A 14,427-nucleotide genomic window follows, 5' to 3' on the forward strand; every position below is an offset into this window, starting at 1 on the left:
CCACGAGGAAGGCGACGGCCGCGAAGAAGGCGGCGAAGAAGTAGGAGAAGTGGCGGGGGGGGGGGGGGGGGGGGGGGGGGGGGGGGGGGGGGGGGGGCCGGGCCCCCCCCCCCCCCCGCGAGGTCTTTCAGTCCCGGTCCTGCCGTCGGCCGAGGAAGGCGGTGATGATCTCCAGCCACTCCTTGGGCCGCTCCAGGAAGGGCAGGTGCCCGGTGGCGAGCTCGGCGGTCCGCGCGCCGGGAATGGCCTCAGACAGGTGGTACTGGAGGGCAGTGGGTATCAGGTTGTCGGCGGTGGTGACAACGATGAGGGTCGGGACGGTGATCAGGGCGAGGTCTGAGCGCACGTCGGCGCGGCGGACCAGGTCGACCTGGGCCCCGGTGCCCCGCGGCAGCACAGAGGCGGCCTGCTCCGCGGCGGCGCGCACCTGCTCCGAGGTGAGGGAGTTCAGCACCGGCGCGCTCACGGTCAGCTGGGTCAGATACTGGGCGAGCAGGAGGTGCTGTCCGGACTCGTAGAGCTGGTGCCAGATTGCAGCGGCCAGCTCGGTACGGGTGTCCAGACGGGCGAACGTGGCGGTCAGGATGAGGGAGGTGACGCGTTCCGGGTGGCGGGCCGCGGCACGGATCGCGACCGGGCCGCCCAGCGAGTAGCCGCAGACGGCGAAGGTGTCGAGCCCCTCGGCGTCTGCTGCGGCGACGAGCTGGTCCGCCAGCGCGTCGAGCTCCAGGGGCGTGGACGTGGTGGGATTCTTTCCCGAGCCTGGGTAGTCGACCCCGACGACGGTGTGCTGCGCGGCGAGCCCCTCCATGATCGGCCCGTAGTCGGCCTCGATCCCGCCGCCCGCGCCGTGGGTGAGGAGGAGACCGGAGCCGGAGCCGTGGACGGTGCGGGCATGGACGTTCGGGATTGAGTTGGTCATGGACGTGTCCTCATCTGGCGAAGGTGTGCAGGGGTGACCATGTGCAGCGTTCGTTCTTCAGTGACCGGCGGCAGCAAGCTTTGCGCGTCTGCGTGACGGCGGTGCGGGGCGTGGAGCTGCAAGGGTGCGCGAGGGCTCGACCCGTTGGTCACCGGTGGTGCTGGGCCGGCATCGTGGGGTCGGGGCGGGCTGGTCCGATGTCCACCGGCGCAGGCGTAGCGCCTACCTGGCCGCGGCGGGAGCGTGGGCTTCGCTGAGCCGGCGCACTGCTTCGGCGACGCGACGGTCGGTGGCCGGGCGAAACGGGGCGACCGGACGCGCTTGGGGACCGATGACGACTCCGGTCTTGCCGATCAGCGCGTCGTCGGTGGCGGCGACGATCGATGACCTGGCTGCCGCGGACGCCGGGCCGGAGGTGGACCGTTCGAACTTGCGGGACACCAGCGGCCACAGCAGTCGCAGGGCGGGAGAGACGATCTTCGGGTCGGTCAGGGTTCCGTTGGTCATGTCGGTCGCGGCGCCTCCGGGGTCGGCGGCGAAGACCGATACGCCCGTGCCGTTCAGCCGCGCGGCAAGGTCGAGGGTGTAGGCGAGCTTGGCGCGGCCGTACCAGTGGAAGCCGTAGTAGCCGCCGGGCGGCTCGACGGCGTCGAACACCTGCTTCGCGACCCCGACCGCGCCCGAGGTCACGTTCACGATCCTGCTCGGCGAACCGGCCGTCAGCGTGGGCAGGAGCAGTTCGGTCAGCAGGTACGGCGAGAGGTGGTTGACGACAAACGACGCCTCGACGCCGCCCAACTCGCGCCGACTGGGGAACATCGCCCCGACGTTGTTGACCAGCACCGCCAGCGGATCCCCTGAGGCCTGGTGCTCGGCTGCGATCCGGTCGGCCAGCGAACGCACCTGGTCGAGCGAGGAGAGGTCGGCGGCCAGGAACCGACCAGGCTGCGCCGGGCCCATGGCGTTGATCCGGTCCACCGCCTGGGCACCCCGGTCGGGGCTCCTTCCAACCACGGTGACCGCGAACCCGGCGGCAGCAAGCCCCAGCGCCGTCTCCAAACCGATTCCGGCCGTCCCGGCAGTGACTACAGCTTTCCTCCACGTTCATGCCGTGACGCTTGTATTTCCCGGAATAGTAGGGGATGTCGGCGGTGATGCGGTCGCTCGGCAGCAGGGTTCCGTCCAGGATGACGAACGCCTTCTCTCGGATCGTCCACATTGCCTCGGCCAGGGACGGGGCGATGGCGGCCGGGACCTCGACGGCTTCACGTATGTAGCGGTAGACGGTCGCGATCCCGATGCTGAACCCGGCGGCCAGCTGGGCGTAGATGTCACCGCACCGCAGGTGGGCCAGGGCGAGCGGGGCCTGTCGCGAGGCGGGAAGACGCCGCCACCGCGTCCCGATCTCCTGCCGCCTGCTCTTCAGCCGCCCGGTCAGGACCCGCAGGGTGCGATTGGACAGATCGATCGAGGATGGGTAGACAAGCACGCGAAGCTTCTGGAGACACGGATGATCTTGGTCGAGAACCCGTCTACCAGGAGCTTCGTCGTTGCGCATGCATGCCCAGCACATGGTCAGCACCGTCAGCCTGGAAAAGGCTCACGGTGTGCCGGGGCGTGGTGGAGTCGGGTTCCGGCTGTGTATTTACAGTGCGGTGGGCAGGCTGGCAACGCCGGTGATCTGCTCCCAGGTCGCGAAGCGGACGGTCATCTCGGCTCGATAGCCGAATGCGGGCATCAGATGACGGTGGGGCCGGAAGTGGGGCGAGATGCCGCTGAAAGCGGACAGGAACCGCTGCGCGGCACCGACCGAGCGGGGAAGCCCTTCATCGCTCGGTCGCGCTGCCTGGTCGGCTGGTGGCTGTTCTCCGCCCGGTTGTTCAGGCCCTTGTGACAGCGGTGCTCGATGCAGGGCAGATCTCGCGGTGTGCCGCTCCGTAGGAGCGGCATTTATCGGTAACGATCACCCGCGGCACCGTGCGAATCTTCTTCAGGAGCCTGCGGAAGAAGCGTCGGGCTGCGGCCTTGTCCCGCCGGTTCTGCACGAGGACGTCGAGGACGTCCCCGTCCTTGTCGACGGCCCACTACAGGTACTGCAACCGCCCGTTGATCTTGATGAAGACCTCGCCCAGGTGCCGCTTGTCCCCCAACTGGGATTGTCGGCGGTGCAGCGCGCCTGCGTAGATCTGCCCGAACTTGCCGCACCAGCGGCGGATCGTCTCGTACGAGACGACGGTCCCGCGCTCGAGCATGAGCTCTTCGACTTCGCGCAACGACAGGCGGAAGCGGTGGTACAGCCACACAGTGGGAGATGACCTCGACCGGGTACCGGTGACCCTTGTACGACGGCGACGCGCTCCCACGGACGACCCTTCTGGGTCTGGGCCGCCGCGCCGCGGTTCGCCGCCGAGGGCGCATCGTGGCCGGCGGCGGCCTCCTGCCCGAGGAGGTCGCCGGCCGTTCGATCGTGAGGGGACAGCGGGCTACCGGTCGGCGCCGGTGTCCTCACGGCCCGGTGCGGTTCCGGTGCCCTCGGCGGCGCGGCGGCGGGCGTCCTCGTCGGTGCGGGCGTCGTAGCTGATGAGCTTCGGCAGAGCGGCAGCGAGCAGGCCCACCGCCGCGACGCACGCGAGTCCGCCCGTCCAGATTGCGGGGCGGACGCCGGTCCAGCCGGCCATCGCCCCGGCGCGGACCTGACCCAACTGCGGGCCGACGCTGTAGGAGAGGACCTCGATGCCGGCGAGCCGGCCGCGCAGCCGGTCCGGGATGGTCTGGTTCCAGATGGTGGAGCGGCCCAGTCCGCTCAGCATGTCCCCCGCTCCCGCCAGCCCGAGGCACAGCAGCACCAGCCAGACGTTCGACGTCCAGCCGGCCGCCGCCATCGCCAGGCCCCAGCCGGCCGCGCCGAACACCACCAGCAGGCCGTGCCGCTGCGTCCGGGACACCCAGCCGCTGGTCAGACTGACCAGCAGCGACCCGACGGAGCCCGCCGCGTACATCAGGCCCAGCGACCAGTCGGCGTCGAGCTCGTCGGCGAGGAAGGGGAAGACGGTGTTGGGGAAGGCGAAGAACATCGCCGCCAGGTCGACCGCGTAGGTGCCCAGCAGCACCGGCCGGGACCATGCGTACCGGGCTCCCTCCGCGATGCCGCGCAGTGACGGCCCGGCCGCCTGCTCGACCGGTGGCACCGGCGTCAGCCGGCGGCACATCAGGACCGACACCACGAAGCTCACCACCGTGATGGCGTACGCGGTGCTGTTGCCCGCGTACGCGACGACGAGGCCCGCCAGCGCCGGTCCGGCGATCGCGCCGGTCTGCCAGCGCAGCGAGTTCAGCGCGACCGCGGCGGCGAGCTGGTCGTGCGGGACGATCCGGGCCAGCAGCGAGTCCAGGGCGGGCCGCTGGAGTCCGGCGAGTGCCGCGACACCGGCCGCGACCACGTACAGCGGCCACAGCATGGGGCTGGGCAGCAGCGCGTTCAGCAGCAGGACGGCGGCCAGCAGTCCCAGTCCCGCTTCGGTCAGCACGATGACCTTGCGCCGGTCCACGGCGTCGGCGAGTGCCCCGCCGTACAGGCCGAAGACCATCAGCGGCACCAGTTCGACGGCGCCCATCGCGCCCACCGCGAGCGGTGAGCCGGTCAGTTCCTTGATCTGCAGCGGCAGCGCGATCAGCGCCATGACGCTGCCGACGTAGGTGACGATGCCCTGCGTCCAGAGCAGGCGGAAGTCGCGGGAGGAGCGCCAGGGCGAGAGGTCGGGGAGTATGGCGGCGATTTTGGCGTGCATGGTCAGCGGCTCCCGGCCGGCTTCGACGCGGGGGCGGCTTCGGTGTCCCCGGTCGTCGCGTGGTGGCGTCCGATCGGCAGGACGAGGGGCTTGCCCGAGACCGGGTCCTCGATGATGCGGCTGTCCATGCCGTAGACGGCCCGGACCGTGTCCTCGGTCATCACCTCCTCGGGCGTTCCGGCGGCGTGCAGCCGTCCGGCGGCCAGGGCAACGAGCTGGTCCGCGTAGCGGGCGGCCAGGTTGAGGTCGTGAAGGACCATGACGATCGTGGTGCCGCGGGTCCGGTTCAGGTCGGTCAGCAGGTCGAGGACCTCGATCTGGTGGCTGATGTCGAGGAACGTGGTGGGCTCGTCGAGCAGCAGCAGGTCGGTCTGTTGGGCCAGCGCCATCGCGATCCACACGCGCTGGCGCTGGCCGCCGGAGAGTTCGTCGACCGCCCGGTCCACCAGTTCCATCGTGTGGGTGGCCTCCAGCGCGGCGGCGACCGCGGCGTCGTCCTGGGTCGTCCAGCGGGAGAAGGCCCGCTGGTGGGGGTGGCGGCCCCGGCCGACCAGGTCGAGGACGGTGATGCCCTCGGGGGTGACCGGTGACTGTGGCAACAGCCCGAGGGTGCGGGCGAGTTCCTTGGCCGGGGTGCGGTGGACCTCCTTGCCGTCCAGGACGACCCGGCCGGTGCGCGGGACGAGCAGCCGGGACATCGAGCGCAGCAGTGTCGACTTTCCGCAGGCGTTGGCGCCGACGATCACCGTGATGCGCCCGGCCGCGAGGGTCAGGTCCAGGCCCTCGATGACGGAGCGGTCGCCGTAGCCGAGCGTGAGGTCCTCGGTGGCGAGGGTGTGGGACGCGGTCACAGTGAGCCTCCGGCCCGGTTGGTGCGGACGATCAGGTAGACGAGGTAGGGGGCGCCGAGGACGCCGGTGACGACGCCCACGGGGTAGCGGGTGTCGAAGGCGTACTGGCCGGTGAGGTCGGCGACCAGGACGAGCAAGGAGCCGACCAGGCCGGCCGGCACCAGTAGGGAGCCGCCGGTTGCGGTGAGCCGGGCGGCGATCGGCCCGGAGAGGAACGCGACGAAGGCGATCGGTCCGGCCGCCGCCGTGGCGAACGCGATCAGCCCGACGGCGGCGACGATTACGGTGACGCGGGTGCGTTCGACGCGGACGCCGAGCGCGGAGGCCGTGTCGTCGCCCAGGCTCAGCGCGCTCAGGTTGCGGCCCTCGAACAGCAGCACCGGGCCGAGCGCCAGTACGGCCAGGACGGTGGGCACGGTCTCCTCCCAGGTGGTGCCGTTGAGGCTGCCGGTGAGCCAGCGCATCGCCGCCTGGAGGTCCCACTCACCGGCCCGGGACAGGACGTAGGAGGTGACGCTGTCGAGCAGGGCGGCGATGCCGATGCCGATCAGGATGAGCCGGGTGCCGGCGACCCCGTCGCGGAACGCGAGGACGTACACCAGCAGCGCCACCCCGAGCGCGGCGGCGATCGCCAGCGCGGACACCTGGGTCTCGCTCAGCGAGAAGGTGACGATGGCGATGGCCGCCGCCGCGCTCGCCCCCGCGCTGATGCCGATGATGTCGGGGCTGGCAAGCGGGTTGCGGAGCATCGTCTGGAAGGTGACGCCGGCCATGCCGAAGCTGAACCCGGCGGTCAGGGCGAGCACCGCGCGCGGCAGCCGCAGCGTGCCGACGGTGAAGGAGGCGCCCGGCACCTGTTCGCCCGTGATCACGCGCAGCACGTCGGAGGCCGGGTAGAAGGTGTGTCCGGCCATGAGCGTGGTGGCGAACGCGGCGACGACGAGGACCAGCAGGGCGCAGACGATCAGCCGTCGCCGGTACGCGCGGCGGACCCGCGTGCGGGTGACCGTGCGCAGTGTGGGCGGGGCGGTGGCGACGGGGGCGCTCACAGTGATCTGACCTTCTGCCGGCGGACGATGTGGATGAAGAAGGGGGCGCCGACGAACGCGGTCACGATGCCCACCTCGATCTCGGACGGCCGGGCCACGACCCGCCCCACCACGTCGGCGACCGTCAGCAGGACGGCGCCGCTCAGCGCGGAGAACGGCAGCAGCCAGCGGTGGTCCACACCCACCAGCAGCCGGCAGGCGTGCGGTACGACGAGTCCGACGAAGGCGATCGGGCCGGCGACGGCGGTGGACGCACCGCACAGCACGACCGCGCCGAGCGCGGCGCCGGCCCGCACGAGGGCCACCCGCTCGCCGAGTCCGGCAGCCAGCTCGTCGCCCAGGGCGAGGGAGTTGAGGGCGCGGGCGGAGGCCAGGCAGACGACGAAGCCGACGGCGAGGAACGGCAGGACGCTGCCGAGCTGCGCGTGGGTGGCGCCGCCGACGCCGCCGATCTGCCACAGCCGGAAGGTGTCGGAGATGTCGTTGCGCGGCAGGACGACGGCGCTGACCAGTGAGGCGAGCGCGGCCGAGGTGGCGGCACCGGCGAGGGCCAGCTTCAGCGGGGTGGCGCCGCCCCGGCCCAGCGAGCCGACGGCGTACACGAACCCTGCGGTCACGGCCGCTCCGGTCATCGCCGCCCAGATGTATCCGGACACCGACGCCAGGCCGAAGTGGGCGATGCCGGTGACCACGGCGAGCGAGGCGCCCATGTTGACGCCGAGGATGCCGGGGTCGGCCAGCGGGTTGCGGGTGACGCCCTGCATGACCGCGCCGGACAGGCCCAGGGCGGCGCCCACGACGACGGCGAGGAGGGTGCGCGGTACGCGGTTGGCGACCGCAGCCTCCTCCAGGGTGGCCTCCGCTCCGCCGAGCGCCGCCCAGACGTCGGCCCAGGCGACGTCGCGGGAGCCGAAGGCGAGGGAGGCCGTCATGGCGGCGAGCAGGACCGCGGCGACGGCGAGGAGCCAGGTGACGCGCACGCGCGCCGGACGCCGCAGCGGGGCGGTGTCCGGCGCGGGCGGGGTCTCGGTGACGGTCACGCGGCCTTGTCCGCGGCCTCGGCGAGCGCCTTCACGTAGTCCTCCAGGACGTACGGGATGGACAGCGGGGTCGGGTTGGCGGCGGTGGCCAGCGGGGTGCTGCCGGGCAGCAGGTAGATGGAGTTGCGCTCGACGGCGGCCAGCTTGGAGGTGAGCGGGTCCTTCTCGAGGGCCTTCAGCAGCTCGCCCTTGTCGTCCCCGTAGCCGGTGATGATGTCGACGTCGTTGAAGTCGTCGATGTGCTCGGCGCTCTTGGTGAGGACGAACTTCTTCGTCGCCCCGGACGGTTCGGAGACGCTGGCGGGGATCTTCAGACCGAGGTCGGTGAAGAACTGCGTGCGGGTGTCGTGGGTGGTGTAGAAGCCGACCTGGCTGACGTTCTTGGACGACACGTGCGTCATGAACATCGCCGTCTTCCCCTTGAGCTGGGGGTACTTCGCGGCGGTCTTCTCGATCTGCCCCTCGAGGTCGGCGATCAGCTCGTCGCCCTCGTCGGCCAGTCCGATGGCCTTGCTGTTGAGGCGGATGATGTCGCGCCACGGGGTCGCCCAGGCGGCCTCGGGGTAGGCCACGACGGGGGCGATCTGGCTGAGCGTCTCGTAGTCCTGCTCCGTCAGTCCGGAGTACGAGGCGAGGATGACGTCGGGCTTGGTGTCGGCGACGGCCTCGAAGTCGATGCCGTCGGTCTCGTCGAACAGCACCGGGGTCTTGGCGTTCAGTTCCTTGAGCCGCTTCTCGACCCAGGGCAGCACGCCGTCGCCGTCGTCGTCGCCGAAGTTGGCCCTGGCCATGCCGACGGGGATGACGCCGAGGGCGAGCGGCACCTCGTCGTTGGCCCAGTTCACGGTGGCGACGCGCTGGGGCTTGGAGGGGATCTCGGTGGTCCCGAGCGCGTGCTTGATCGTCACGGGGAACTGGCCGGCGCGGTCGGCACCGGCGGAACCGCTGTCGTCCTTGTCTCCGGACCCGCCGCCGCAGGCGGTGAGTCCGAACAGGAGGGCCGCCGTAAGGGCGAGCGCACGGAGGCGTGGGGTTTTCATCGACCCGGTTTCACTTTCGGTCGCGGGTGCCGGGACTCGCACGTCCGGACCGCGGACTGTGGGTCGTGGAGCAGGGCACCGAGCTTGCTACAGAAGGTTAGGTAAGGCTTGCCTGCATAGAGTATGGAGCGAAGGCACGTTGATCAATCGAGCCTTTCAGACAGCCCTTGTAGCGATCGGGACACGCACGCGGGTGGCTCCGCCGCAGGGGAGAGGTCCGCCCCGACGTTCTCAGCGCGCCCGGAACCTGCCGGGCGTCATGCCGGTCGTCCGCCGGAAGGCCGCGCCGAAGGCGCTCGCCGAGCGGTAGCCGACCGCGTCGGCCACCACGTCGACCTCGTGTCCGAGGGAGAGGAGCTGCACGGCGTGCTGGGCCCGGACCGAGGCGACCCAGCGGGCGAAACCCGTGCCCGTCTCGGCCCGGAAGGCGCGGGTCAGCGTGCGCGCGCTGCAGCCGAGCGCGGCGGCCCAGCCAGCCAGTGTCCGCTGGCCGGCCGGGTCGGCCCGCACCCCGTCCACGATCGGCCGCAGCAACGGGGACGTGGGCAGCTGCACCAGCAGCGCCCGGGGCGACGGCCGCAGGACGTCGAGCACCATCGTCTCGGTCACGGCCCGGGAGCGCGGCGGCAGTTCCGCCTCTTCGAGCCGCTCCAGGAGCAGCCGGAGCAGCGGGGTGATCTCCACGGCCACCGGCACGTCGGGCAACGCCGACTCCGTGCCGTGGTGGAAGAAGTGGGCGCGGTAGGAGGTGCCCGCGACCGCGGAGGCGGAGTGCAGCTGCCCGGCCGGCATCCACAGTCCCAACGTCGGTGTGATGCACCACACCTGGGAGCCGACCACGGCGGTGGACGTGCCGTGCTCGTTCCAGAGGAGTTCGTGCCACGGGTGCGAGTGCTCGTTCCAGGCGGTGTCGGCATCGACGACCTCCTCGTACCCCTGGATCACGAAGGACACGTCCACCTCACCGGCGGCGAGCGTCGGCAGGTCCCTGGTGACACGCATGCGCCCAGGCTAACCGGAACCGGATCGTCACGGCCGCGCGTCCCGCCTCGGGGTGACGCCGGAGGACCGGACCCGCGCTGCGGCGTGGGTGGGATGGTCGCCCAGGTGGCCGTGCTCGACCATCCGGGCGCGTTTTCGGCGCTCACCCTGGGCGGCACCCGTGCGGTTGCCCCCGGCCCACCTGACGGAGACCTCCCCGACCATGACCGGGCGACGATGAGCCGACTGTTCGCGCGTCCGATACCCGACTGGACCGACCGCGAGGCAGTTGGGGAGTTCGCCCCCGTCGGAGCGAAAATCCTCGGTGACGACCTCGTCGCCGCGCGCGTCTGGGACCGCACACCTGGCACCGCACCCGCGCCCTGCATGGCCAACCAGATGGGCACGGTGTTCTCCAGACTCGACTGCACACCGCGCTGGCGCGAGCGCCTGGCCGGGATCGAGGTCCCCACGCTCGTCGTCCACGGCCACCACAACCGGTTCTTCCCCGTGGGCAACGGCGAGGCGATCGCGCGCGAGACCCCCAATGCACGGCTGCTCACCCTCCGCGCCGAACCGGCTGTGGGTCACCGACCTGACCATGATCCCCACCCTGGAGGGGCCACTGTGGCTGTCGGCGATCCGCGACGCCTTCTCCCGCAGAGTCGTGGCCCGGGAGACCTCCACCCGCGCGGACGCCGACCTGGTCCTCACCTCCCTCGAGTACGCACTGGCCAGCCGCGAGGTCATCCCCGGCGAACTCGTCCACCATGCCGACCACGGCACGCAATACACGTCCATCAAGCTCACAACCCGCCTGGTCGGAGCAGGAGTCCAAGCGTCCATGGGCTCGGTCGGCGACTCCTTCGACAACGCCCTGGCGGAGAACCTGTGGATGCTGATCAAGACCGAGTGCATCCGCGGACGGACCTTCGCCACCAGAGCCGAGGCGAATCTCGCGCTCTTCCAGTACATCGACGGCTTCTACAACCCCCGCCGCATCCAAAAGCGCCTCGGCTACCTCAGCCCCATCGAGTTCGAAGAGAAGCACTACGCCGACCAGGCAGCGGCCGAACCAGTGAACCTGAAACCACGTCAACCCGCCCTGACCCGCTAGTCAGCCACTCCCGCGCAGCGGGGGAACCTCAGTCTGCGGCCGGTGACAGATTCCACGGGGGCCCAGGTCCGGGCGAGCGGAGTCGGGGGGTTCCCTCGTTGGGCGGCAGGCGAAACCTTACCGCGGGCGTTGTCGGGGTGCCAGGCTCGGCGTAGCCGACCACGAAGCTGCTTGGTCTGGCGGTCCGACAGCGGCCGCGGTGCTCTCCGGGCGCCGTCCGACGAGGCGGCCGCACCACGACCCACCACCATCTCCACCACCCACGGGCCCGCACCCAGGACTGGTGCTCCACTCCCTCCGCAGAGCCCCGGGGTGTGGGGCAGAGCCCCGCGTCTTGTCTGACCTGGCCGGTTCTCCTCTTCCTTGATCACCAGGTGTGCTGATGTGCTGACGCGTTGTCGGTGCCCCCTGTCATCATGGGCGGCTGCACGGGGGAGCCGTGACGAGGGGGAGGTTTGTATGCCTTGGGTACGGCCGTACGTACGCTCTGACGGGACAGCGGTTCGCGGGCATTCGCGTTGGGCGCCGGGTGCAAAACGAGAAACGATGATCTTCGGTGTGGTGGCCTTGGTCGTGGTCGGGCTGAGCCACAGCAACGGGTCCGCACAGGGTGAGGACACTCAGCGGCCGCAGTCCACGGTCCGGTACCCGATCCGCTTCGACAACGGTCCCGGCGCGCAAGCGCCGCAGCCTCGCCCCACGGTGTCGTACCCGATCCGGTTCGACAGCGGGCCGGCTGCGCGGGCGCCGCAGCCTCGTCCAACGGTGTCGTACCCGATCCGGTTCGAGCGGTGACTCGTCGGCGGGCGTCGGCGCGGCGGCGTACGAGGAGGCCCAGCCGGAGGCAGCAGCAGCGGGAAGCGCAGCTGGTCGCTTTCGCCGTGGTGGCCGCGGTCGGTATCGGTGTCGTGGTGATGGTGGTCAACTGGCTGCTGGCCCACGGGTGGGTACTCGTCGTAGTCCTGGTACTCGCCGTGCTGGCGGGCGCCGGATGGCTCTACCACTGGCAGCAGCGGGCACAGTGGGAGGCGGTGCGGGCGCAGGGCCTGCGCTACGGACTGCCGCAGCTGGACGTGCTGCACCATGCCCGGTTCGAGGACGCGGTACGTGACCTCATGCAGCGGGACGGCTGCCGGGACGCTCAGCGGGTCGGCGGCCGCGGGGACCTGGGTGCGGACGTGAAGGCCACGGACCCGTTCGGCCGGCGCTGGGTGATCCAGTGCAAGCACCGCCGCAACGGCGCTCAGGGCTCGGCAGTGGGGACACCGGATCTGCAAGTGCTCCACGGCACAACCCGGCAGGTCCACGGGGCGGACGTCGCGGTGATCGTCACGAACGGCCGGGTGACCGGCCCGGCCGTGGACTTCGCCCAGCAGCAGCGCCTCCACGTCGTCGACCGCCAGACACTCGCCCTATGGGCCTCGGGATCGCACCCGCTACGGGAACTGCTGCGGGCAGTGCCGCCCCCGCTGCGTCCGCGGCCAGCGCCGCTTGAGCGTCGATCCATGGGTGCTATCCGGTATGTGTCTCCCCGGCACCGTCGCCGGTCATAGGTTCACCTCGTGCAGCCGCACCGCCTCGAGGTAGTCCCACAGGGCACGCTCACGCTCGACGTCATAAGACTCGTTCGACGAGGGCGTCACGCGGCTGCGGTCGACGTACGAGCCGGACGGTGCGGGCGTACGTCCGGTGACGGTGGCGGCGAGCCGCCGTCCGGCCGTCGCGGCGTTGTCGATGGCCGGCGTCACTGAGCCTCTTCTAAAATCGTCCTGGATGGCCAGAGCCATCCGCTGACTCTGCCTCGCGCTCAGCGCCCTGCCGTTCATGCGCCGGGGCATCAGAGGCTTACGAGTTGGTGCGTGATAGCGAGTGAGGCGTCGTGCCTGGCTGGTGGCATGATTCGACTGTGGCGATCATGGTCAATCGGGCGGTACTGGCGCACCAGCCGTTCACGGGGATCTCTCGGCGTCATCTTGCTTGTCTGATCGAGGAGTTGGCGTTGCCGTGGCAGGTCGGCCTTGAAGGTCGCCGTCATGCGGCGCGGGGCGGGGCCAGGAAGCGGGCCGAGGGCGCCGGGGCCCGCCACCAACTGGTTTTCGTCGACCGGCTGGTGGCCACGCTGATCCATCTGCGCCACGACCTGCCGCACGCCGTGCTGGGCCTGCTGTTCGGCGTCGACCGCTCCACCGTCACTCGCGCGATCGCGGAGATACGTCCGCTCCTGGCCGAGCGGGGATGTGCGGTCCCTGACCGTCGCGGCCTGTGGCTGCGGACTCTGACGGATGTTTTCGCCTATGCCCAGGCCGAGGGAATCGAGCTGCGGCTGGACGCCACCGAGATCCAGGTCCGCCGGCCACCGGCCGGACGCGGCGGACGACGCGCGTTCGTGTCGGGCAAGAAGAAACAGAACACCATGAAGGCCACCGTGATCGCCGACTGGCAGGGCCGCACGTTATGGACCGATGCCCTGCGACCTGGACGAATGCACGACGCCACAGCCGCCCGCAACGAAGGCATCGCCATCTGCTTCCAGCACTTCCCCGACGTCGAGGTCCTCCTGGACGACGGCTACCTCGGCCTGAGCCGCGACCACCGCGGGCAAGCCGTCACACCCCCGAGAAAGCCGCGGCCCGGAGCGTTGCCCGGCAGAGTCGAACAGTGGGAACGCGAGCGCCACGGGCACTCATCCGACCGCATCACCATCGAACACGCCCTCGCCGACCACAAACGCTGGAAGCAACTGACGCGCTGGACCCACCGCCGCGACCGACTGCCCGACACCTACCGCGCCATCGCCAGCCTCGTCTCCGACCGCACCAGCACCACCTAAAAACAAGCCATGACCAGGCCAAACACACCTCACCCGCTATCACGCACCAACTCGTAAGAGAGGCCACGTTGAGGGCAGTGTCGAGTGTGCTTCCTCTGGCCTTGTGGGAATAGGCCGGCGGGTATGGACAGGTCAGAGGCCCCACGTTCGGCCCAGGAACATGTGTCGCCGCGTCACCTGAGACCACCCGGTCGGCGATTTTTGCCATAGCAGCAAGGCGCCTTCGCGCATTGGCACGGTTACAAGGACGCTGGTTCTCGAGCGCCCCTAACTGCATGGGGGTAGGCACGAGAGGGCAATGATGACCAGCAGTGACATAGCCGCAGCCGCTGCGAGCCGACCCAACGAGCAGGACTCCGAGTCGTCCGCCTGCTTGGCCGCTGTGCGCCAAGTCGCCAGTCGATTCACCGGGGCCTACGGTCTGACGGAGGTGGACCCCGAGTTCGGTCTGCTCTTCGCCGAGACCGTGGAGGTCTGGCACAGCTTCGATCACGAGACCGTGTCACTTCCCGGCAAGGAGTTCGCGGACGCGATGCTGCGGATGCTCCGTGCGACCGCCGACCTCGTGAGGAACCACGCCGACCGCATCTGGTCTCTCCACGTCGACCACCACGGCTTCGCTCTGGCCGCCACCGCTTCGGGCGAATTGGAGAACGGCACCCCGGTGCGCATTTCACGCTGTCTCCAGGTGACGGTCCACGAGGGGCGCATCACTCGCATCTGCGAGTTCGGCGACCGACAGCAGCGCCTGCCACTGGATGAGGCCCTGCGTGCCGCAGGCCGCTTCCGCAGCTGACACCCCCACCACC

At 70.5% G+C, this 14,427-nt stretch carries 12 protein-coding genes and 3 pseudogenes; 4 read left to right on the top strand and 11 right to left on the bottom strand.

The genetic code is table 11. The features are described 5' to 3' along the window. Nucleotides 1–127 precede the first annotated feature (127 nt). The 10 genes and pseudogenes from ACGFQC_RS25210 to ACGFQC_RS25255 form a co-directional block, all read right to left on the bottom strand. Nucleotides 128–922: an alpha/beta hydrolase gene (locus ACGFQC_RS25210; protein ID WP_363092215.1), complete on the bottom strand. Its 795-nt coding sequence runs from the start codon at nucleotides 920–922 to the stop codon at nucleotides 128–130. Between the two features lie 222 nt (nucleotides 923–1,144). Next, a pseudogene (locus tag ACGFQC_RS25215) lies at nucleotides 1,145–2,011 on the bottom strand (SDR family NAD(P)-dependent oxidoreductase); the annotation flags it as partial. 7 nt (nucleotides 2,012–2,018) lie between these two features. Further along, a pseudogene (locus ACGFQC_RS25220) lies at nucleotides 2,019–2,411 on the bottom strand (transposase family protein); the annotation flags it as partial. Nucleotides 2,412–2,567: 156 nt separating this feature from the next. Then, a pseudogene (locus ACGFQC_RS25225) lies at nucleotides 2,568–3,340 on the bottom strand (IS6 family transposase). 65 nt (nucleotides 3,341–3,405) lie between these two features. Next, nucleotides 3,406–4,710 carry an MFS transporter gene (locus tag ACGFQC_RS25230; protein WP_363092216.1) on the bottom strand — a complete coding sequence of 435 codons (1,305 nt, stop codon included), beginning with the start codon at nucleotides 4,708–4,710 and terminating at the stop codon, nucleotides 3,406–3,408. 2 nt (nucleotides 4,711–4,712) lie between these two features. Further along, the gene (locus ACGFQC_RS25235) at nucleotides 4,713–5,561 is read right to left on the bottom strand and encodes an ABC transporter ATP-binding protein (RefSeq protein WP_363092217.1); all 849 of its coding nucleotides are present in this window, start codon (nucleotides 5,559–5,561) and stop codon (nucleotides 4,713–4,715) included. Continuing rightward, nucleotides 5,558–6,610, bottom strand: coding sequence for an iron chelate uptake ABC transporter family permease subunit (locus tag ACGFQC_RS25240; protein ID WP_363092218.1), 1,053 nt, complete (start codon nucleotides 6,608–6,610; stop codon nucleotides 5,558–5,560). The genes ACGFQC_RS25235 and ACGFQC_RS25240 overlap by 4 nt, the downstream gene beginning before the upstream one ends. Beyond that, a complete protein-coding gene (locus tag ACGFQC_RS25245) occupies nucleotides 6,607–7,650 on the bottom strand; it encodes an iron ABC transporter permease (RefSeq protein ID WP_363092219.1) in 1,044 nt (347 codons plus the stop codon). The genes ACGFQC_RS25240 and ACGFQC_RS25245 overlap by 4 nt, the downstream gene beginning before the upstream one ends. Then, nucleotides 7,647–8,690: an iron-siderophore ABC transporter substrate-binding protein gene (locus ACGFQC_RS25250; RefSeq protein ID WP_363092221.1), complete on the bottom strand. Its 1,044-nt coding sequence runs from the start codon at nucleotides 8,688–8,690 to the stop codon at nucleotides 7,647–7,649. Before ACGFQC_RS25250 ends, ACGFQC_RS25245 begins: the two co-directional genes overlap by 4 nt. 231 nt (nucleotides 8,691–8,921) lie before the next feature. After that, nucleotides 8,922–9,692, bottom strand: a complete 771-nt coding sequence (locus ACGFQC_RS25255; protein WP_363092222.1) for an AraC family transcriptional regulator — start codon at nucleotides 9,690–9,692, stop codon at nucleotides 8,922–8,924. 580 nt (nucleotides 9,693–10,272) lie between these two features. On the opposite strand from ACGFQC_RS25255, the gene ACGFQC_RS25260 reads away from it, so the two are divergent. Further along, on the top strand, nucleotides 10,273–10,788 hold the full coding sequence (locus ACGFQC_RS25260) for an IS3 family transposase (protein ID WP_363092223.1): 516 nt from the start codon (nucleotides 10,273–10,275) through the stop codon (nucleotides 10,786–10,788). Between the two features lie 791 nt (nucleotides 10,789–11,579). Next, nucleotides 11,580–12,341 (top strand): restriction endonuclease, encoded by a 762-nt coding sequence (locus tag ACGFQC_RS25265; RefSeq protein ID WP_363092225.1) that lies wholly within the window; start codon nucleotides 11,580–11,582, stop codon nucleotides 12,339–12,341. On the opposite strand, the gene ACGFQC_RS25270 is transcribed toward ACGFQC_RS25265, so the two are convergent. Beyond that, on the bottom strand, nucleotides 12,336–12,536 hold the full coding sequence (locus tag ACGFQC_RS25270) for a hypothetical protein (protein WP_393288698.1): 201 nt from the start codon (nucleotides 12,534–12,536) through the stop codon (nucleotides 12,336–12,338). The two genes, ACGFQC_RS25265 and ACGFQC_RS25270, sit on opposite strands and share 6 nt — an antisense overlap. A gap of 167 nt (nucleotides 12,537–12,703) precedes the next feature. On the opposite strand from ACGFQC_RS25270, the gene ACGFQC_RS25275 reads away from it, so the two are divergent. Both ACGFQC_RS25275 and ACGFQC_RS25280 read left to right on the top strand, forming a co-directional pair. Further along, complete coding sequence (locus tag ACGFQC_RS25275; RefSeq protein ID WP_363092291.1) at nucleotides 12,704–13,618, top strand: transposase family protein; 915 nt, start codon at nucleotides 12,704–12,706, stop codon at nucleotides 13,616–13,618. 298 nt (nucleotides 13,619–13,916) lie between these two features. Then, entirely contained in the window at nucleotides 13,917–14,414 is a 498-nt protein-coding gene (locus tag ACGFQC_RS25280; RefSeq protein ID WP_363092227.1) for a hypothetical protein, read from the top strand. The last annotated feature ends 13 nt before the right edge of the window (nucleotides 14,415–14,427 follow it).

This window comes from Streptomyces sp. NPDC048734 (assembly GCF_043198675.1).
GTDB lineage: Bacteria > Actinomycetota > Actinomycetes > Streptomycetales > Streptomycetaceae > Streptomyces.